This window comes from Luteimonas sp. 9C (genome assembly GCF_902506295.1).
In the GTDB taxonomy this organism is placed as follows: domain Bacteria; phylum Pseudomonadota; class Gammaproteobacteria; order Xanthomonadales; family Xanthomonadaceae; genus Luteimonas.
Genome location: NZ_LR733312.1, coordinates 2,264,293 through 2,283,218 on the forward strand (window position 1 = coordinate 2,264,293; position 18,926 = coordinate 2,283,218).

General features: G+C 69.8%; 15 protein-coding genes, 2 pseudogenes and 1 riboswitch. Of the genes and pseudogenes, 11 read left to right on the plus strand and 6 right to left on the minus strand.

Translation table 11 applies throughout. The features are described from left to right. Positions 1-38 precede the first annotated feature (38 nt). The gene (locus CURTO8I2_RS10360) at positions 39-257 is read left to right on the plus strand and encodes a twin transmembrane helix small protein (RefSeq protein ID WP_159681651.1); all 219 of its coding nucleotides are present in this window, start codon (positions 39-41) and stop codon (positions 255-257) included. 54 nt (positions 258-311) lie between these two features. On the opposite strand, the gene CURTO8I2_RS10365 is transcribed toward CURTO8I2_RS10360, so the two are convergent. The 5 genes from CURTO8I2_RS10365 to coxB are packed head-to-tail and all read right to left on the minus strand — an operon-like array spanning position 312 to position 4,585. After that, positions 312-1,193, minus strand: a complete 882-nt coding sequence (locus tag CURTO8I2_RS10365; protein WP_159680963.1) for a cytochrome c oxidase subunit 3 — start codon at positions 1,191-1,193, stop codon at positions 312-314. A 50-nt stretch (positions 1,194-1,243) separates the two neighbouring features. Beyond that, the gene (locus CURTO8I2_RS10370; RefSeq protein ID WP_159681652.1) at positions 1,244-1,858 is read right to left on the minus strand and encodes a cytochrome c oxidase assembly protein; all 615 of its coding nucleotides are present in this window, start codon (positions 1,856-1,858) and stop codon (positions 1,244-1,246) included. Positions 1,859-1,866: 8 nt separating this feature from the next. Continuing rightward, positions 1,867-2,010, minus strand: a complete 144-nt coding sequence (locus tag CURTO8I2_RS15450; protein ID WP_236551150.1) for a hypothetical protein — start codon at positions 2,008-2,010, stop codon at positions 1,867-1,869. Then, entirely contained in the window at positions 2,010-3,635 is a 1,626-nt protein-coding gene (gene ctaD / locus CURTO8I2_RS10375) for a cytochrome c oxidase subunit I (RefSeq protein WP_159680965.1), read from the minus strand. Before ctaD ends, CURTO8I2_RS15450 begins: the two co-directional genes overlap by 1 nt. A gap of 20 nt (positions 3,636-3,655) precedes the next feature. After that, positions 3,656-4,585, minus strand: a complete 930-nt coding sequence (coxB, locus tag CURTO8I2_RS10380; protein WP_159680967.1) for a cytochrome c oxidase subunit II — start codon at positions 4,583-4,585, stop codon at positions 3,656-3,658. A 452-nt stretch (positions 4,586-5,037) separates the two neighbouring features. On the opposite strand from coxB, the gene putA reads away from it, so the two are divergent. Both putA and CURTO8I2_RS10390 read left to right on the plus strand, forming a co-directional pair. Then, complete coding sequence (gene putA, locus CURTO8I2_RS10385) at positions 5,038-8,217, plus strand: bifunctional proline dehydrogenase/L-glutamate gamma-semialdehyde dehydrogenase PutA (RefSeq protein ID WP_236551072.1); 3,180 nt, start codon at positions 5,038-5,040, stop codon at positions 8,215-8,217. 119 nt (positions 8,218-8,336) lie between these two features. Beyond that, complete coding sequence (locus tag CURTO8I2_RS10390) at positions 8,337-9,251, plus strand: AEC family transporter (protein WP_159680971.1); 915 nt, start codon at positions 8,337-8,339, stop codon at positions 9,249-9,251. 164 nt (positions 9,252-9,415) lie between these two features. Here the strand turns inward: CURTO8I2_RS10390 and CURTO8I2_RS10395 are convergent, their stop codons facing one another. After that, positions 9,416-10,762, minus strand: coding sequence for an outer membrane protein transport protein (locus CURTO8I2_RS10395; RefSeq protein WP_159680973.1), 1,347 nt, complete (start codon positions 10,760-10,762; stop codon positions 9,416-9,418). Between the two features lie 224 nt (positions 10,763-10,986). Between CURTO8I2_RS10395 and CURTO8I2_RS10400 the strand changes: the two genes are divergently transcribed. The 8 genes and pseudogenes from CURTO8I2_RS10400 to zapE (CURTO8I2_RS10430) form a co-directional block, all read left to right on the plus strand. Further along, positions 10,987-11,685 carry a rhomboid family intramembrane serine protease gene (locus CURTO8I2_RS10400; RefSeq protein ID WP_159680975.1) on the plus strand — a complete coding sequence of 233 codons (699 nt, stop codon included), beginning with the start codon at positions 10,987-10,989 and terminating at the stop codon, positions 11,683-11,685. A 27-nt stretch (positions 11,686-11,712) separates the two neighbouring features. Continuing rightward, a complete protein-coding gene (locus CURTO8I2_RS10405; RefSeq protein ID WP_159680977.1) occupies positions 11,713-12,036 on the plus strand; it encodes a DUF1820 family protein in 324 nt (107 codons plus the stop codon). A 97-nt stretch (positions 12,037-12,133) separates the two neighbouring features. After that, the gene (locus CURTO8I2_RS10410) at positions 12,134-13,819 is read left to right on the plus strand and encodes an electron transfer flavoprotein-ubiquinone oxidoreductase (protein ID WP_159680979.1); all 1,686 of its coding nucleotides are present in this window, start codon (positions 12,134-12,136) and stop codon (positions 13,817-13,819) included. A 104-nt stretch (positions 13,820-13,923) separates the two neighbouring features. Next, the gene (locus CURTO8I2_RS10415) at positions 13,924-14,439 is read left to right on the plus strand and encodes a c-type cytochrome (protein WP_159680981.1); all 516 of its coding nucleotides are present in this window, start codon (positions 13,924-13,926) and stop codon (positions 14,437-14,439) included. 88 nt (positions 14,440-14,527) lie between these two features. Further along, complete coding sequence (locus CURTO8I2_RS10420; protein ID WP_159680983.1) at positions 14,528-16,246, plus strand: ExeM/NucH family extracellular endonuclease; 1,719 nt, start codon at positions 14,528-14,530, stop codon at positions 16,244-16,246. A gap of 120 nt (positions 16,247-16,366) precedes the next feature. Continuing rightward, the gene (locus tag CURTO8I2_RS10425) at positions 16,367-17,035 is read left to right on the plus strand and encodes an alpha/beta fold hydrolase (RefSeq protein ID WP_159680985.1); all 669 of its coding nucleotides are present in this window, start codon (positions 16,367-16,369) and stop codon (positions 17,033-17,035) included. Between the two features lie 46 nt (positions 17,036-17,081). Then, positions 17,082-17,351 (plus strand): annotated as a pseudogene (gene zapE / locus CURTO8I2_RS15560) (AFG1/ZapE family ATPase); the annotation flags it as partial. Positions 17,352-17,510: 159 nt separating this feature from the next. Then, positions 17,511-18,350: pseudogene (zapE, locus tag CURTO8I2_RS10430) on the plus strand (cell division protein ZapE); the annotation flags it as partial. Positions 18,351-18,618: 268 nt separating this feature from the next. Continuing rightward, positions 18,619-18,834: riboswitch (cobalamin riboswitch) on the plus strand. Positions 18,835-18,926 lie beyond the last annotated feature (92 nt).

The window sequence follows — 18,926 nt, forward strand, 5'->3', positions numbered from 1 at the left end:
CGGCCCACACACCCTGTGTTCCGGAGCCCGCGATGGTGATGAACGATTCGCTGAAGTTGCTGCTGATCATCGCCTTCGTGCTGCTGATCCTGTGGAATCTGGGCAGCGCGCTCTACTACATGATGACCGACAAGGGCACGACCGACCGCACGGTGAAAGCGCTCACGCGCCGCATCGGCCTGTCGGTCGGACTGATCCTGCTGGTGCTGCTGGCGATCTGGATGGGCTGGATCAAGCCGCATGGCGTCTACGGCTGAGGCCGGAAGTGGGATGCGGGCGGCGACGATGCGCCGCCCGGCGTCGACGCGTCGTCAGACGACGTAGACGAACAGGAACAGGATCAGCCACACCACGTCCACGAAGTGCCAGTACCAGGCGACCGCCTCGAACGCGAAGTGGTTTTCCTTGGTGAAGTGGCCGCGGTAGCAGCGCAGCCAGATCACGATCAGCATGATCGTGCCCAGCGTCACGTGCGCGCCGTGGAAGCCGGTGAGCATGAAGAACGTCGAGCCGTAGATGCCCGATCCCATCGTGAGATTGAGATCGCGGTAGGCGTGGACGTATTCCTCGATCTGGAAGAACAGGAACACGCAGCCGAGCAGGATCGTCGCGCCGAGGAACACCAGCAGCTGGGTGCGGTGCGCGGCGCGCAGCGCGTGGTGCGCGATGGTGATGGTGATGCCCGACGCCAGCAGGATCAGCGTATTGAGCAGCGGCAGACCCCAGGCCGGAATCGTCTGGAACGCGCCGCCGATATCACCAGGGCCGGCCGACGGCCACGCCGCGCTGTAGCCGTCCCACAGCACCGCATTGGTCATCGCGCCCGAGCCTTCGCCGCCCAGCCACGGCAGCGACAGCGTGCGGGCGTAGAACAGCGCGCCGAAGAACGCGGCGAAGAACATGATCTCCGAGAAGATGAACCACACCATCCCCATGCGGAACGACAGGTCGACCTGCTTGTTGTAGTAGCCCGACACCGACTCGAGCACCACGTCGGCGAACCACTTGAACAGGATCAGCGCCAGCACCGCGATGCCGACGAAGAACGTCGGGCGCCCCCAGCTGGCCTCGTTGAACCAGCTGGCCAGGCCCAGCATCGTGACGAACAGCGCGACGGATGCGAACACCGGCCACTTGCTGTCGTGCGGCACGAAGTAGAGGTCGGGGTCCTGCTCGAGCTTGGCGTGGGCCATGGCGGTGTCCGGGATCGTCGATGCGTGGGGCGGAAAGGCGCGGTGCGGGCTCAGGGCGCCGCGACCACGCCCGGAATACCGCGTGCCGGCGCCACGTGGGCGGCCAGACGCGAGGTCAGTACGTCGTTCTTGAAGAAGGTATAGCTCAGCGTGACCGTGTTGACGTCCTTCGGCAACGACGGATCGATGATGAAACGCACCGGCATGTCGCGGGTCTCGCCCGCCTCCAGCGTCTGCGCGGTGAAGCAGAAACATTCGGTCTTCTGGAAGAAGCCCGACGCGCGCGCGGGCGCCACCGATGGCGTGGCGCTGCCGACGACCGGCGCGGTGCTGTCGTTGTGCGCGTAGTACGTGGTCTCGTACTGCTCGCCCACGCGCACGCGCATGCGGGTTTCGTTGGGATGGAACGACCAGGGCAGACGCGAATTCACCGTCGCGTCGAACTCCACCGTGACCCAGCGCTCGGCCGGGGTGGCGGCGGTTGCCGGCGCCGCGACCGCGCTGTTCTCCAGGCGGATCCCGAACACCTTCTCGCAGGCGATGCGGTAGAGCGGCACCAGCGAGAAGGTGAAGGCGAACGCGACGATCGACACGCCGACGAGCTTGCCGATCCCGACCGTCTTGGATGCCGGTCGGGTGTCGGTCCGCGCTTCGGGCGGGCGCACCGCGTCACTCACGACAGCAGCACCCCGCGTGCGATGAAGCCGATGTACACCAGCGCTGCGATCGCCGCGACCACCACTGCCGTGCGCCGCGCGCGTCGGCGGCGGGCAGCAAGGTCGGTACCGGGATCGGGCGTGGTCATCGCGCTCGGCATCAGTGACTGATGTCGTCGTGGGCCAGATCGCCCGGCCGGATCACCGGCGGCTTGGCGAAGGTGTGGTGCGGCGCCGGCGACGGGACCGTCCACTCCAGACCGCGGGCGCCTTCCCATGCACGCGCCGCGGCGGGCGCACCGCGCAGCTTCGAGTGCAGCAGGATCGCGAACATCATGAAGGGCGTGACGAACATGCCGAACGCGCCGATCGAGCTGATCAGGTTCCAGTCCGCGAACACGACGTTGTAGTCGGGAATGCGGCGCGGCATGCCGGCCAGGCCGAGGAAGTGCTGCGGGAAGAACAGCAGGTTGACGAAGACGATCGTCCACCAGAAATGCACCTTCGCCCAGAACTCGCTGTACATCCGGCCCGTCCACTTCGGCCACCAGTAGTAGGTGGCCGCGATGATCGAGAACAGCGCGCCGGTCACCAGGACGTAGTGAAAGTGGGCGACGACGAAATAGGTGTCGTGGTACTGGAAGTCGGCCGGCACGATCGCGAGCATCAGGCCGGAGAACCCGCCGATGGTGAACAGGATCACGAACGCGATCGACCACAGCATCGGCGACTCGAACGTCATCGCACCGCGCCACATCGTCGACACCCAGTTGAACACCTTCACGCCGGTCGGAATCGCGATCAGCATCGTCGCGAACATGAAGTAGATTTCGCCACCGAGCGGCATGCCGACGGTGAACATGTGGTGGGCCCACACGATGAACGACAGGAAGGCGATCGACGCGGTCGCGTAGACCATGGCCTGGTAGCCGAACAGCGGCTTGCGCGAGAACGTCGGCAGGATCTCCGAGACCACGCCGAACGCCGGCAGGATCATGATGTAGACCTCGGGATGCCCGAAGAACCAGAAGATGTGCTGGTACATCACCGGGTCGCCGCCGCCGGCCGCGTTGAAGAACGACGTCATGAAGAACTTGTCGGTCAGCAGCATCGTGACCGCGCCGGCGAGCACCGGCATCACCGCGATCAGCAGGAATGCGGTGATCAGCCAGGTCCAGCAGAAGATCGGCATCTTCAGCAGGTCCACGCCCGGGGCGCGCATGTTGAGGATCGTCGCGATGACGTTGATCGCGCCCATGATCGAGCTGATGCCCATCATGTGGATGGCGAAGATCGTCAGCGACACGCTGCTGCCACCCTGCAGCGACAGCGGCGGGTACAGCGTCCAGCCACCGGCCGGGCCACCGCCCGGCAGCAGCAGCGTCATCAGCAGCAGCGTGAACGCGAACGGCAGGATCCAGAACGACCAGTTGTTCATGCGCGGCAGCGCCATGTCCGGTGCGCCGATCTGCAGCGGGATCATCCAGTTGGCGAGGCCCACGAAGGCCGGCATCACGCCACCGAAGATCATCACCAGCGCGTGCATGGTGGTCATCTGGTTGAAGAACTGCGGGCTGACGTGCTGCAGGCCCGGCACGGCGAGCTCGGTGCGGATGACCACGCTCATCGCCGCGCCGACGACGAACATCATGAAGGAGAACAGCAGGTAGAGCGTGCCGATGTCCTTGTGGTTCGTGGAAAAGAACCAGCGCTGGACGAACCCCTGCGTGTGGGCATGGTGATCGTCGTGGTGCGCGTCAGCGGTGGCGGGGTGCGTCGTCGACATGTGCGATGTGCCTCGATCGATCAGCCGGCCGCGGATGCGGCAGGGGCGGACGGGGTCTGCGTGGCCGAGGCGGCCGCCTCGGCAGGCGCGGCGTCAGGCGACGGTGCAGGTGCGGCGTCGGCAGGTCCGGGCTCGCCCGGCGCGGGGATGGCCGGCGCGCTCTTCGCCTTTTCGGCGGCGAGCCAGGTCTGGAATTCGGCCGGCGGGACGGCGCGCACGACGATCGGCATGAAGCCGTGGTCCTTGCCGCACAGTTCCGCGCACTGGCCCCGGTAGACGCCGGGCTCGAGGATCTCGGTCCAGGCCTCGTTGACCAGGCCGGGAATCGCATCCTGCTTCCAGCCGAAGGCCGGCACCCACCAGGAATGGATCACGTCGTCGGCGGTCACGACGAAGCGGATCTTGGTGTTGGTGGGCAGCACCAGCTGGTTGTCGACGTCGAGCAGGTAATGGCCGTGGGCGTCGAGCTCGGCGCGCGTGGTGTCGCGGCTCTGGCGCAGGCGGTCGCTCTCGCGGTCCAGGCGGCTGGTCAGCACCACGTTCTCGCCGAGGTACTCGTACTTCCACATCCACTGCACGCCGGTGACCTTGACGGTCATCTCGGAGTCGCGGGTGTCGTACATCGCGATCAGCTTCTGCGTGGCCGGCACCGCCATCAGCACCAGGATGACGATCGGGACGACGGTCCAGATGATCTCGGCCGTGGTGTTGTGGCTGAACTGCGCCGCGGTGACACCGCGCGACTTGCGGAAGCGGAACATCGCCACCGCCATCGCGCCGAACACCAGCACGCCGATCACCACGCACACCCACAGCGCGAGCATGTGCGCGTCGTAGGCGTGCTGGGCGGAGGTGGTGACACCGCGGCCCATGTTGAGCTGCCACGGCTTGGGATCCGCGGACTGCGCCATGACCTGCGTCGATGCCAGAAGCGCCGCAGCGCCCCCCATCCACAGTCTGGACGCGTACCTCTTGGAACAAGCGCCTTGCTTCACATCGGACCCCATACCTGAGCTGGCCTTGGTGCTGGCGGGAACGCGTCCGTCCTCGCCCGGCGATGACGACCGGGCGACACATGCAGGAGCGGCGGCGTACTGCGAATAACGCATGAATGGTAGCTGTCGGCGTTCGACAGGAGCAAGCCGCGCTGCCGCACCCCGGTGATCCGCCGGTCTCGAACCGGCATCGGAGGGCGCTGCAGCGGACAAAAGCCCGTCGGACGCCGTCGAGGATACCCGCATGTGTCGCGGTTCTCCCGTTTCCACCCGTGCCGGTCGCATCGGTGCCGCCCGCATTCGCGCGAGGCGCCATCGCCGCACGCGCCTTCAGGCGGGTTGCGCACAGTGGGCAACGGGGGCGGCAGGCTAGAATTCCGCTTCTGCCCCAGCCGGTCGTCCCCGCCTTGAACGCCAGTCCGTCGCCCGCCGCTCCCGCGACCTCCCTCCAGCCGCAGCGCGAGGCGATCACCGCCGCCTGGACCGCCGATGAAACCGAGCGCGTCCACGCGTTGCTGGCGCAGGCGCGCCAGCCCGACGCCGACCGCGCCGCCATCCAGGCCACCGCCGCCGACCTGGTGCGCCGGGTCCGCGCCCGCGCGCAGGACCAGGGTGCGATCGAGGCCTTCATGCAGCAGTACGACCTCGGCAGCGAGGAAGGCGTGCTGCTGATGTGCGTGGCCGAGGCGCTGCTGCGCATTCCGGACCAGGACACGGCCGATGCGCTGATCCGCGACAAGCTCGGCGAGGCCAACTGGCGCAAGCACATGGGCCAGTCGGATTCGGTCCTGGTCAATGCGTCCACCTGGGGCCTGATGCTGACCGGGCATCTGGTCGATCTGGCCGACGACACCAAGCGCAACGTCCACAACGCGTTCCAGCGCCTGATCGGCCGCGTCGGCGAGCCGGTGATCCGGCTCGCGGTGCGCCAGGCGATGCGGATCATGGGCCACCAGTTCGTCATGGGTCGCACGATCGGCGAAGCGCTGACGCGCTCGCGCAAGGGCGCCAATGCCGCCTACCGCTATTCGTTCGACATGCTCGGCGAGGCCGCGCTGACCCAGGCCGACGCCGACCGCTATCTGAAGGCCTACCGCGATGCGATCGATGCGATCGGCCGCACGGGGCCGTTCGAGGACGCGATCACCGCGCCGTCGATCTCGGTCAAGCTCTCGGCGCTGCACCCGCGCTACGAACACGCCAAGCGCGACCGCGTGCTGGCCGAACTCGCGCCGCGCCTGCGCGACCTGGCCCAGCGCGCGAAGGGCTACCGCATCGGCCTGACCGTCGATGCCGAGGAAGCCGATCGCCTAGAACTCTCGCTCGACGTCATCGAGGCCGCCTGGTCCGATGCCTCGCTGGCCGGCTGGGACGGCTTCGGCATCGTCGTGCAGGCCTACCAGAAGCGTGCGCCGTTCGTGATCGACTGGATCGCCGCCCTCGCCCGCGCGCATGGCCGCCGCATCCCGGTGCGCCTGGTCAAGGGCGCGTACTGGGACAGCGAGGTCAAGCGCGCCCAGGTGGAAGGCCACCCGGGCTATCCGGTGTTCACCCGCAAGCCCAACACCGACGTCAGCTATCTCGCCAATGCGCGCCGCCTGCTGTCGGCGACCGATGCGATCTATCCGATGTTCGCGACCCACAACGCGCACACCATCGCCGCCGTGCACCGCATGGCGACGACGCTGCTGCCGGCTGCCGGCGGCGCCAAGCCCTACGAGTTCCAGAAGCTGCACGGCATGGGCGACGACCTCTACGCCGAGGTCATCCCGGCCAATCGCCTCGACGTGGCCTGCCGCGTCTACGCACCGGTCGGCTCGCACGAGGACCTGCTGCCGTACCTGGTGCGGCGCCTGCTCGAGAACGGCGCCAACTCCAGCTTCGTCAACCGCATCAGCGACGAGGACGTCGCGATCGACGACCTGATCCGCGATCCGGTCGAGGTCGTGTCCGGTTTCGAATCGATCCCCCACCCCCGCATTCCGCTGCCGGTCGATCTCTACCGCAGCCAGTCGCACGACAGGAGCAATTCCATGGGCGTCAATCTCGCCAACGACGCGCAGCTCGCCGCACTCGCCGAGCAGATCCAGGCCCATGCCGGCCCATGGACCGCCGGCCCGCTGGTGCCGGGGGCGAGCACGGGTGGCGACACCATCGACGTTGCCAGCCCCGCCGACCGCCGCGTGCGCGTGGGCCAGTGGCAGGCCGCCGACACCGCCACCGTCGAGCAGGCGCTGCGCAACGCGACCGACGCACATGCCGACTGGAACGCGATGCCCGCCGCTTCGCGCGCGGCGATCCTCGAGCACGCCGCCGACCTGCTGGAAGCGCGCACGCCCGAATACATCGCGATGTGCACGCGCGAAGCCGGCAAGACCATCCCCGACGGCGTGGCCGAAGTGCGCGAGGCCGTGGATTTCCTGCGCTACTACGCCGGCGAGGCGCGTCGTCTGTTCATCGTCGAGGCGCTGCCCGGCCCGACGGGCGAGTCCAACAGCCTGCAGCTTTCGGGCCGCGGCGTGTTCGTGTGCATCAGCCCGTGGAACTTCCCGCTGGCGATCTTCGCCGGCCAGATCGCCGCCGCGCTCGCCGCGGGCAACACCGTCATCGCCAAGGCCGCCGAGCAGACCACGCTGGTCGGCCACGCCGCGGTCAAGCTGCTGCACGAAGCCGGCGTGCCGGAAGCCGTGCTGCAGTACGTGCCGGGCGATGGCGCGAGCGTCGGCGCCGCGCTGACCTCGGATGCGCGCGTGGCCGGCGTGGTGTTCACCGGCTCGAACGCGACCGCGCTGGCGATCAACCGCGCGCTCGCCGCGCGCGACGGCGCGATCGGCACGCTGATCGCCGAGACCGGCGGCCAGAACGCGCTGATCGCCGACTCCTCCGCGCTGCCCGAGCAGCTGGTCAAGGACGCGCTGGGTTCGGCGTTCACCTCGGCCGGGCAGCGCTGCTCGGCCGCGCGCGTGCTGTTCGTGCAGGACGACATCGCCGACAAGGTGCTGGAGATGCTGGCCGGCGCGATGCAGGAGCTCAGCGTCGGCGACCCGGCGCTGCTGTCGACCGACGTCGGCCCGGTGATCGACGCCGACGCGCTGCGCATGCTCGACGCGCACGCCGAGCGCATGGCCAGCGAAGCGCGCCTGATCGCGACCACGCCGGTCGGCGAGGCCTCCGCGCACGGCACGTTCTTCGCGCCGCGTGCGTGGGAACTGCAGTCGCTGTCGCAGCTGCAGCGCGAGAACTTCGGCCCGGCGCTGCACGTGATCCGCTGGAAGGCCAGCGAGCTCGACGCGGTGATCGACGCGATCAACAACACCGGCTACGGCCTCACGCTGGGCATCCACTCGCGCATCGACGAGACGGTCGAGACGATTACGTCGCGCGCGCGCGTCGGCAACGTCTACGTCAACCGCAACCAGATCGGCGCCGTCGTCGGCGTGCAGCCCTTCGGCGGCCAGCGCCTGTCGGGCACCGGCCCCAAGGCCGGCGGCTCGCATTACCTGCCGCGTTTCACCACCGAGAAGACCGTGACCATCAACACCACGGCGGCCGGCGGCAACGCGTCGCTGCTGACGCTCGGCGAGTAAGCGCCCGCGATGTGGCCGGCATGCGCCGGCCGCATCCGACGCAGTGTTCTTCCCGTGGCGCCGCGATCTGCGCGTGCGTCCGCTAGCATCGTCCGCTTCCTTCGTAGCCGCCGGCCCCGATGGCCTTCGACGCCTTTGCCCTGATCCTGGCGATGCTCGCGCTGGGCATGCTGTTCGCCCGGCTGCGGGTGATGCCCGCCAATGCCGCCGAGGTGCTCAACCTCGTCGTGCTCTACGTCTGCCTGCCGGCCGCGGTGCTGGTGCACGTGCCGAAGCTCACGTTCGACGCGACCTTGCTGGGCGTCGCCGCGACGCCCTGGCTGCTCGCGGTCGCGACGCTCGCACTGGTGCTGCCGCTGGCGCGCTGGCTGCGGTTCCGGCGCGACGAAACCGCGGTGTTGCTGCTGTGCGTGGCGCTGTGCAACAGCAGCTTCATCGGCTATCCGATGATCGCGGCGCTGCTCGGCGCGGACGCGGTCGCCTACGCCGTGGTCTACGACCAGTTCGGCACGTTCGTCCTGCTGTCGACGTTCGGCCTGACGATTCTCGCGCGCTACAGCGGCGACACGCCGCCGGGCTGGCGCGACATCGCGCGGCGCATCGTGCGGTTTCCACCGGTGTGGGCACTGCTGCTGGGCCTGACGCTGATGCCGGCCGCGCCGCCGGCGTGGATCGCCTCTGCGCTGGAGAATCTCGCCGGCGCGCTGCTGCCGCTGGTGATGCTGGCGGTCGGGCTGTCGATCCAGCTGCGCATGCCCCGCGACGAACTCCGCCCGCTGGCGACGGGCCTGGTGCTGAAGCTGCTGGTGATGCCGGCGATCGCGCTGCCGCTGTCGCTGCTGTTCGGCATGTCGGGGACGATGCTGCAGGCGAACGTGCTGGAGTCGGCGATGCCGAGCATGATCACCGCCGCTGCGCTGGCGATCGCCGCGGGTCTCGCGCCGCGGCTGGCGGCGGCCCTGGTCGGCTACGGGATCCTGCTGTCGCTGGTGACCCTGCCGGCATGGGCGTGGGTGCTGGGGCGGTTCGTGTAACGGCGACGACGCCGATCCGCGGGGATGGGTTCGCTGTGCCCTACCCATCCTACGAGAGCCTGCGCGTTCGACACGTCGCTGGATGCGCTTCGACGAAGACGCCGGAACGCCCACAAAAAAGCCCCGCCGGAGCGGGGCTTTTTCGTGTCGCGATGTCGCGTGGATCAGAAGCGATACTGCGCCGACACGCCGAACAGGTTGGCGTCGCCGTCGAAGTTGCCGGCCACGCGGCTGCCGCCGCTGGTGGTGTCGATCTTCGGATCGCGCGGTGCGATGTGCGTGTACGCGAAGTTCACGTCGAACGCATCGCTGAGCATCCAGGTCGCGCCGACCGAGTAGAAGATGCGGTTCGCGTCGGGCAGGCGCGGGGTGCGGTGCTCGAGGCTGGTCGGGGTTTCGTCGTACGCGGCGCCGCCACGCAGCTTCCAGCTGTCGTTGAGCTTGAACTCGGCGCCGACGGCGGCGAAGTACGTGTCCTTCCACTCGAAGGGCTCGACCGAATCCGGATCCGGGTTGTCGAACTGGATACGGACTTCGCGCAGCGAGGACCAGTCGGTCCGGGCGTAGGTGGCCGACAGCTGCAGCGCGTCGGTGACCTGCCAGGCGCCACCGATGTTGAGGATCGACGGCGTGGTCAGTTCGGCGAACACGGTGCCGTCCTTGAACAGCGCCGAGGTGGCGGCGCTCGAGCCGAACACGGCTTCGACGTTGCCCGGCACGGTCCAGTCGGCGGTGCCGGTCAGCTCGTAATCGATCTCGGAGCGGTAGCTGACGCCGATCGACACGTTGTCGGTCGGACGCAGGTTCGCGCCGAGGACGTAGCCGAAGCCGTTGTCGTCGCCCTGCACGACCGCCAGACCGTCGGCGGCCTGCGGACGCGCGAACGGCAGCGGACGGGTCGCCGGGTTCGCGAACAGCAGCGAACCGAAGTCGACGGCCTTCGACAGGGTGACGTCGGCGCGCGAGGCGATCACGCCCAGGCCCACCGAGAAGCGGTCGGTGATGTCGATCGCGCCGGACAGGGTCAGATCGATGACCTTCACGTCCGACGTCTGCGCGGCGTAGCGGCCGACCCAGCCGGCGTCGTATTCAGTCTTCAGACCGAACGGCGCGCTGACCATGGCGCCGACCGCGGTGCCGTTGTCGAACTTGTGCACGACCGAGAACGCGGGGATCGGGGTCACGTCGCCGGCGTTGCCGCCGTTGCTGCCGGTGAGCGGACGGCCGAGGGCGTCGGTGCCGCTGCCCTGGAATTCATAGTTGAGGTCGATGACGGTCAGGTCGGCCTGCACCGTGGTGCCTTCGAACTGGGTCATCACGGCCGGGTTGTTGGTCACGACCGAGCTGTCGCCGGTCTTCGCGGCGGTGCCGGCGAAGGCGCTGCCCATCGACTTGACGCTGTTTTCCTTGAGCTGGAAGCCGGCCGCCTGGGCCTGGCCTGCGAATGCCAGCGCGGCGGCGATGCCGACGGCCAGAACGGTGCTCTGCATGTAGCGGGGGGTGGTAGCCATGTGTCGCGTTCTCTCCCAAACAGGTGTTGTTGTGATGCTGCGCCTGGCGTGGACGGGTCCCCTCCGTCCGCCACCACCTGTCGGAATTCCCCTCCCGAACGCGCGTAGCGGGGCGCACTATACCGTACGATTGCGTGTGGAAAACTTGCTGCGATGCGGCATTCGCGGCACCGCATCCCACGCGCTTTACCGGCCCTGCGACGGCCCTCGACAATGGCCGCCCGATGTTCGTCTCCATCCCCAACCGCCATGCCCGCACCCCGTTCCGCTGGGCGGTGCCGATGCTGTGCGCGTTGCTCTGGCTGACGTTCCTGTGGGCCAGTACGCGCTCGGCGAACGAGCACTACACGCTGCTGCTCGACTGGGGCGCGCTCTACGGCGGGCCGGTCGGCACCGACGGCACGCACGCGAACTGGGTGGATGCCGGTCCCTGGCTGCGCCTGGTGACCGCGCTGTTCCTGCATGCCGACTGGGCGCACCTGCTCGGCAACCTGGTGTTCCTGCTGATCTTCGGCCTGCCGGCCGAGCGGCTGATGGGGGCGTGGCGGCTGCTGGTGCTCTTCGTCGTGGGCGGCGCGCTGGCCAACCTGTCGGCGGTGCTGGCGATCGGTGCGCCCGACCGGCTGATCATCGGCGCGAGCGGCGCGGTGTCGGCGCTGATCGGCGCGTACCTGGCGTTGTTTCCGCGGGCGCGGCTCGGCGTGGTGGTGCCGCTGGGCCTGTTCCTCGAATTCGTCCGCGCGCCGGCCTCGCTGCTGATCGGCATCTGGGCGGTGCTGCAGGTGTTCTTCGCCTACATCGGCCCGGCCTACGGTGCGGTCGCGTGGACCGCGCATCTGGCCGGCTTCCTGTTCGGCGTGGTGTTCGCGCTGGTCTCGCGTCATGCGATCGGCCAGCGGTTGCGCCGGCTCAAGGGCTATTGAGCCGCGCTCTATAATCATAATCGACGCATGACAGGCAAGACGCTCTACCGGGTCACCTTCCTCAGCCACGGCAAGGTCTACGCGCTGTACGCGCGCCAGGTCGAGAGCGGACGGCTGTGGGGCTTCGTCGAAGTCTCGGACCTGGTGTTCGACATCCACGACGGCCTGGTCGTCGATCCCACCGAAGAACGCCTGCGCGACGAGTTCGCCGGTACCCGCACCCTGCACCTGCCGATGCAGAGCGTGTTGCGGGTGGAAGAGGTCGAGAAGAAGGGACCGTCGGCGATCCGCGACGCGACCACCGGCGAGGCCGTGGTCACGCCGTTCCCGGTGCCCGCCCGGCCGCGCTGAGACGCCGCGTTACACTCGTCGGCCCACGCGGCCATCGCGCGCGGACTGCGATGCTGGCCCCACTTTCCGTCACCCGGGCCCACGGCCCAAGGCAACGATGACCACTCCCCAGGCACTGCTCGACACCCACGGCCCACGCGAATCGATGGAGTACGACGTCGTCGTCGTGGGCGCAGGCCCCGGCGGACTGGCGACCGCGATCCGGCTCAAGCAGCTGGCCGCCGAAGCGGGCCGCGAGGTGTCGGTGTGCGTGCTGGAGAAGGGGTCCGAGCCGGGCGCACACATCCTGTCGGGCGCGATCATCGATCCGCGTGCGCTGACCGAACTGATCCCGGACTGGAAAGAGAAAGGCGCGCCGCTGAAGCAGGCGGTCACCCGCGACGAATTCCTGTTCCTCGACGAGACCGGCGCCAAGTCCACGCCGGACTTTTTCCTGCCCGACTGCTTCAAGAACCACGGCAACTACATCATCAGCCTCGGCGCCCTGGTGCGCTGGCTGGCCACGCAGGCCGAATCGCTGGGCGTGGAGATCTTCCCCGGCTTCGCCGCCGCCGAGGTGCTCTACGCCGACGACGGCCACGTGCGCGGCGTCGCGACCGGCAACCTCGGCATCGGCAAGGACGGACAGCCGACGGCCGAGTTCCAGCTCGGCATGGAGCTGCTCGCGAAGTACACGATCTTCGCCGAAGGTTCGCGCGGCCAGCTCGGCCGCGAACTGATCACGAAGTTCGCGCTGGACGCGGGCCGCGATCCGCAGAGCTACGGCCTCGGCATCAAGGAGCTGTGGCAGGTCGATCCGGCGAAGCACGAGCCGGGCCTGGTGGTGCACACCGCCGGCTGGCCGCTGACCGACGACACCTACGGCGGCTCGTTCCTGTATCACGCCGAAGACGGCAAGGTCGCGATCGGCCTGGTGGTCGGGCTCGACTACAGGAATCCGTGGCTGAGCCCGTTCGAGGAGTTCCAGCGTTTCAAGACGCATCCGGCGATCCGCAAGTACTTCGAAGGCGGCAAGCGCATCGGCTACGGCGCGCGCTCGATCACCGCCGGCGGCCTGCTGTCGATCCCGAAGCTGGTGTTCCCGGGCGGCGCGTTCGTCGGCTGCGAGGCCGGCACGCTCAACGCCAGCCGCATCAAGGGCAGCCACGCGGCGATCAAGACCGGCATGCTCGCCGCCGAGGCCGCGTTCGCCGCGCTCGGCGAGGACCGCAGCGGCGACGAGCTGGCCGCGTATCCGGTCGCGTTCGAGGCCAGCTGGCTGCACGCCGAGCTGTCGCAGTCGAAGAACTTCAAGCAGTGGTTCAAGAAGGGCCGCACCACCGCCACGCTGATGACCGGCATCGAACAGTGGCTGCTGCCGAAGCTCGGCATGCGCGTGCCGCCGTGGACGATCCATCGCGACAAGCCCGACCACGCCTGCCTGGAACCCGCCGCGCAGCACACGAAGATCGCCTACCCGAAGCCCGACGGCGCGCTGACCTTCGACCGTCTGAGTTCGGTGTACCTGTCGAGCACCAACCACGATGAGGACCAGCCCGCGCACCTGACGCTCAAGGATGCCTCGGTGCCTGTCGACGTGAACCTGGCGACATACGCCGGTCCCGAGGCGCGCTACTGTCCGGCCGCGGTCTACGAATACCTCGACGGTCCCGACGGCCCGTTCCTGCGGATCAACGCGCAGAACTGCGTGCACTGCAAGACCTGCGACATCAAGGATCCGACCCAGAACATCGTCTGGGTCGCGCCGCAGGGCGGCGGCGGACCGAACTACGCCGGGATGTGAGCGGCCGTCGGCTTTCCGGCCGGCCGCCGCAGCAGCATTCTTGAAAACCTGCCCGTATACTCGGGCGCAGCTGTGGCTGCATGCCATGTCGCCAAGGGTGTTTCGTGCGTAATTACGATCTCGAATTCCTCAAGCGTTTCTCGATGGTGTTGGGTTTCCTGACCATCGTGACGCTCGGACTGATGCTCGGCGCGTGGTATCTGCACAAGTCGCTGCCGACGGATGTGCCGCCGAACGTCGCCAAGCGCACCGAAGCGCGGATCGCGCCGGTCGGCGCGGTCTATGCCGGTGCGACCGGTGCGGCTTCGCAGGCAGCGGCCACGGCCGCAGCCGCGGCGGCCGCCGCCGCGCAGGTCGCCTACGGCGGCACGCTCGACGGTTCGGTGATCTACCAGAACCTGTGCGCGGGCTGCCACACCTCGGGCGCCGGTGGCGCGCCGACGCTCGACCACCAGCACTGGGACGCCCGCGTCGCCCAAGGCACCGAAACGCTGTACCGCCACTCGATCGAGGGCTTCACCGGCGCGGCCGGCGTGATGCCCGCGCGCGGCGGCAACCCGGCGCTCAGCGACGAGCAGATGCACGCCGCGGTCGACTGGATGGTCGACAACCTTAAGTAACGTTCGCCGGGTGCAGTGCCCGCCCCAGACGCCGCCTTCCGGGCGGCGTCGTCGTGTCAGGCCGCCGAGGCCGATGGAGATGTTCCCGATGCCGCTGCCGAACCGACCCGCCCGCCTGTTGCCAGGCCTGCTGGCCTGCGCCCTGCTCGCCGCCTGTCGCGCGACGGCGCCTGCCCCGGCGACCTCGCCGGTCGTCGATGCGCCCGGGGCTGCGGTCACGGTGCGCGACGTGGTCGTCGACGGCCGCGTGACCGGCGCGTTCGCCGAGGGCCTGGGCGGCTGGTTCCTGCAGGCCGCCACGCCGGCGCGCGACGGGCCGGCCGCGGTCTTCGTCGAGGCGCTCGACGGCATGGCCGTCCCTGCGGCCGGCGCCCACGTCCGGGTGCGCGGCACGCTGCGCAGCCTCGACGGCCTGCCGACCCTGCAGCCAGCCCGTGTCGACACACTCGCCACGCCGGCGCTGACGCCGCTGCGGCTGGCCGGCGCGCCCGACGACTGGTCCAGGCTGGCCGGCCAGTGGGTGCGGATCGACGCGCCGCTGACCGTCAGCGGCCAGCACGACCGCGCGCGTCGCGGCACCCTGGTCGCCAGCTTCGACGGCCGCCTCTACGTGCCGAGCGAAATCGGCTGGCCGGGCGCGCAGGCCGCGATGGTCGAGGCCGCCAATGCCGACCGACGCATCCTGCTCGACGACGGCCGCGACGACGCGCCCGCTGACGGTGCGCCCTGGTACCTGCCCGAGACCGCGCGCGCGTTGCGCAGCGGCAGTGTGCTGACCGGCGTCGAAGGCATCGTCGATCACCGCCACGGCGACTGGCGCCTGCAGCTGACCGCGCCGGTCGCGGTGGCGCCGGCGCCGCGGCCTGCACCGCCGCAGGTGGACGGCGACGTGCGCATCGCCGCGTTCAATCTGGAAAACCTGTTCAACGGCGACGGCCGTGGCGGCGGATTTCCGACCGCGCGGGGCGCCGAGACGCCGGCGGCCTACGCGCGCCAGCTCGAAGGCCTGGTGGCGACCATCACCGCGCTCGACGTCGACGTGGCCGCGTTGATGGAACTGGAGAACGACGGCTACGGCCCGGATTCGAGCATCGCCCAGCTGGTCGACGCGCTCAACGCCGCCGGTCCGGCGCGCGACTGGCGCTTCGTCGGCGCTGGCGAGGGGCCGGGCAGCGACTCGATCCGTGTCGGCCTGATCTACCGGGACACGCGCGTGCGTCCGCAGGGCGCGCCGGCCACGCTCGGCGGCGGCCCGTTCGAACGGTCGAGCCGGGTGCCGCTGGCCCAGACTTTCATGCCGGTGCGCGGCGGCCGGCCCGACGGTGCGGATTTCAGCGTGGTCGCCGTGCACTTCAAGTCCAAGGGCTGCGGCAGCGCCGATGGCGCCGACGCGGACCGCGGCGACGGCCAGGCCTGCTGGAATGCGACGCGTACCGAATCGGCGCGCCGCGTGCTCGACTGGCTGGCGCGCATGCCCACCGGGCGCAGCGAACGCGTCGCGGTGGTCGGCGACTTCAACGCCTATGCGCGCGAAGATCCGCTGCGCCTGTTCTACGACGCGGGCTGGCGCGATCCCTTCGCCGACGCGTCGAAGGCGCCGCCGCACAGCTTCGTGTTCGACGGGCAGGCCGGGCGCCTGGACCATGCACTGCTGAGCCCCGCACTGGCCGCGCGCGTGGCCGGCGCGGCGAAGTGGCACACCAATGCCGACGAACCGGCGGACATGCGCGAACGCGAGGCCGCCGGTCCCTGGCGCAGTTCGGACCACGACCCGCTGGTGGTGGGACTGCGCCTGCGCGCCCGCTGAGCGACGCGGGCCGGCGCGTGCCATGCGCCCGCCCGACGGCGCGGCGCGGCGCGGCGGGTGCTGCGGGCGGGTCGTGAGACGGCGACAGTCCCGTCGCAGGCGCCCCGGTATCATGCGGGCATGACGTCCCCCACGTTCCCCACGCAATCCGGCCCGCTGGTGCTGCCCGGTCCCGCCGGCGACCTCGAAGCCGCCATCGACCTGCCCGACGCGGACGTGGCGGCCCTGCCGCTCCTCGTCGTGGTCTGCCATCCGCTGCCCACCGAGGGCGGCACGATGCACAACAAGGTCGTCACGATGGTCGCGCGCACGCTGCGCGAACTCGGCGCGGCCGCGGTGCGCTTCAACTTCCGCGGCACCGGCGCGTCCGGCGGCACCTACGACAACGGCACCGGCGAGACCGATGACCTGGCCGCCGTGGTCGAGTGGGTGCGCCGCGAGCGGCCCGGCCACGCGCTGTGGCTCGCCGGTTTCAGCTTCGGCGCCTACGTCTCCCTGCGCGCGAGCGATGCGCTGCAACCCGACGCGCTGATCTCGGTGGCGCCGCCGGCCGGCCGCTGGGATTTCGAGTCGATCGTGCTGCCGACCTGTCCGTGGCTGGTGATCCAGGGTGAGGCCGACGAGATCGTCGATCCGCAGGCCGTCTACGACTGGCTCGAGGACAGCGAGGCGCAGGCCGAACTGGTCCGCATGCCCGAGACCAGCCACTTCTTCCATCGCCGCATGATCGATCTGCGCGGCGTGGTCCGGCACTGGGCCGAACCGCACCTGCCGCAGGCCGCGGGTTGATGCGCGCGGTGCCGATCCGGGCGCACGCGCCCCGGACGCCTTGCGCATGAGCGCCCTGCCGACCCCGACCGAACGCTACGCCGCCGGCGTCGCGCGCGGCGACTGGCAGGCCGACCCCGCGCAGCAGCCCGCGCTGGTCGAACTCGACCGCCTGCATGCCGCGCTGATCCAGCCGCCGGCGCGACGCGGCATGCTCGGCCGCCTGTTCGGCCGGGACGACGCGCCCGACGTGCCGGCCGGCCTGTACCTGTGGGGCGGCGTGGGGCGCGGCAAGACCTTCATGATCGACCTGTTCCACGACGGCCTGCCCCTGGAAGTCCTTCGGAGCGAAAGTCCGACTGACGCCCCTCGCCCCACCGGGAGCGGGGCGGACCGTTCGCAGAGCGATGGGCGTGGCGAGGGCGACGCGCCAGTCGCCCCGGCCGACGCAGCGCCGCCTGGCAAACGCAGACCCCAGGCCGCCCCCGATCCGAAACTCGGCCGCAAGCGCCGCACGCATTTCCACCGCTTCATGCGGGAGGTCCATGCGGCGCTGCGCGTGCACGCCGGCGAGCGCGACCCGCTCGCGGCGATCGTGCGCGGCTGGCGCGATGCCGGCCTGCGCGTGCTGGTGCTCGACGAATTCTTCGTCAGCGACATCGGCGATGCGATGCTGCTCGCGCGCCTGCTCGACCGCATGTTCGCCGACGGCATCGTGCTGGTCACCAGCTCCAACGTCGATCCGCAGGATCTCTACCGCGACGGCCTGCAGCGCGCGCGCTTCCTGCCCGCCATCGCGCTTTTGCAGCAGCATTGCCGGGTCGTGCACCTGCGCAGCGACACCGACTACCGCATGCGCGCCCTGACCCGTTCGCCGGTGTACCGCACGCCGCTCGATGCCGACGCCGACGTCTGGCTCGACACGCGCTGGCACGAGCTGGGCGGCGACGACGACCACCGCGACGCCGGCGTCGAGATCGACGGCCGCCGCATCTGCGTCCGCGCCCGCACGCCGGGCATGGCCTGGTTCGATTTCGACGCGCTGTGCGAAGGCCCGCGCGGCGCCAGCGACTACATCCAGGTCGCCACCGAGTTCCACACCGTACTGCTGGGCAGCATCCCGCGGATGGACGCCACCCGCGACGATGCCGCGCGCCGCTTCGTGACGCTGATCGACGAGCTCTACGACCGCAACGTCAACCTGGTCTGCACCGCCGCCGCCGAGCCGCCGGCGCTCTACGACGGCGAGCGCCTGACCGGCGCGTTCGAGCGCACCGCCTCGCGTCTGATCGAGATGCGCAGCGCCGAGTACCTGCAGCGCGAACACCGCGGCTGAGGTCCCGGCCGCCCGCGGCCTACCGCCCTGCCCTGCGCCCTGCCCCGCGCCCTGCCCCGCGCAGGCCTCGCGCTGGGCCGGCATCCCGGCCGCCGCCCGCCGCGCCGGGGTCCGGAATCGGTGAAAAAAAGTCGCGGCCGGGCTTGCCCTTCGCACCCCGATCTGCATCGCCGGCCCCGCCGGCGGGGCTTGACGAACGCCGATGCCCGTCCCGATGCGGCTTGGCGCCTGTTCACTACATTTAGCGTTGACGCTGTCGGGGCACCCCACTATCTTGGGTCCCGTCGGTTCCGCGGACCCCAAGGGGCTGTGGATTAAAACGGGAAGCCGGTGACGCCTCGCGCCACTCCGGCACTGCCCCGCAGCGGTAATTGGGAACGAACCCGCCACCAGCACTGGAGCGATCCGGGAAGCGGCGGGAGAGGAGAAGGCGCTGCCTTCGTGCCCATGAGTCCGAAGACCTGCCGACAGCCGCGTGGCGCACACCACGCGGTGCCGGCTGCGGACGTCCCGTGGGGGGCGGGTTTGCGGAGTGGGAGCGATGGCGCCGTGCGCCCGAATCGCGAGTCCTGCGAC

Excerpts from the sequence above, each read along its gene's own strand:
- CURTO8I2_RS10360 (WP_159681651.1), top strand. The coding sequence starts at position 39 with ATGAACGATTCGCTGAAGTTGCTGCTGATCATCGCCTTCGTGCTGCTG.
- CURTO8I2_RS10365 (WP_159680963.1), bottom strand. The coding sequence starts at position 1,193 with ATGGCCCACGCCAAGCTCGAGCAGGACCCCGACCTCTACTTCGTGCCG.
- CURTO8I2_RS15450 (WP_236551150.1), bottom strand. The coding sequence starts at position 2,010 with ATGCCGAGCGCGATGACCACGCCCGATCCCGGTACCGACCTTGCTGCC.
- ctaD (WP_159680965.1), bottom strand. The coding sequence starts at position 3,635 with ATGTCGACGACGCACCCCGCCACCGCTGACGCGCACCACGACGATCAC.
- coxB (WP_159680967.1), bottom strand. The coding sequence starts at position 4,585 with ATGGGGGGCGCTGCGGCGCTTCTGGCATCGACGCAGGTCATGGCGCAG.
- CURTO8I2_RS10390 (WP_159680971.1), top strand. The coding sequence starts at position 8,337 with ATGGCCTTCGACGCCTTTGCCCTGATCCTGGCGATGCTCGCGCTGGGC.
- CURTO8I2_RS10395 (WP_159680973.1), bottom strand. The coding sequence starts at position 10,762 with ATGGCTACCACCCCCCGCTACATGCAGAGCACCGTTCTGGCCGTCGGC.
- CURTO8I2_RS10400 (WP_159680975.1), top strand. The coding sequence starts at position 10,987 with ATGTTCGTCTCCATCCCCAACCGCCATGCCCGCACCCCGTTCCGCTGG.
- CURTO8I2_RS10405 (WP_159680977.1), top strand. The coding sequence starts at position 11,713 with ATGACAGGCAAGACGCTCTACCGGGTCACCTTCCTCAGCCACGGCAAG.
- CURTO8I2_RS10410 (WP_159680979.1), top strand. The coding sequence starts at position 12,134 with ATGACCACTCCCCAGGCACTGCTCGACACCCACGGCCCACGCGAATCG.
- CURTO8I2_RS10420 (WP_159680983.1), top strand. The coding sequence starts at position 14,528 with ATGCCGCTGCCGAACCGACCCGCCCGCCTGTTGCCAGGCCTGCTGGCC.
- CURTO8I2_RS10425 (WP_159680985.1), top strand. The coding sequence starts at position 16,367 with ATGACGTCCCCCACGTTCCCCACGCAATCCGGCCCGCTGGTGCTGCCC.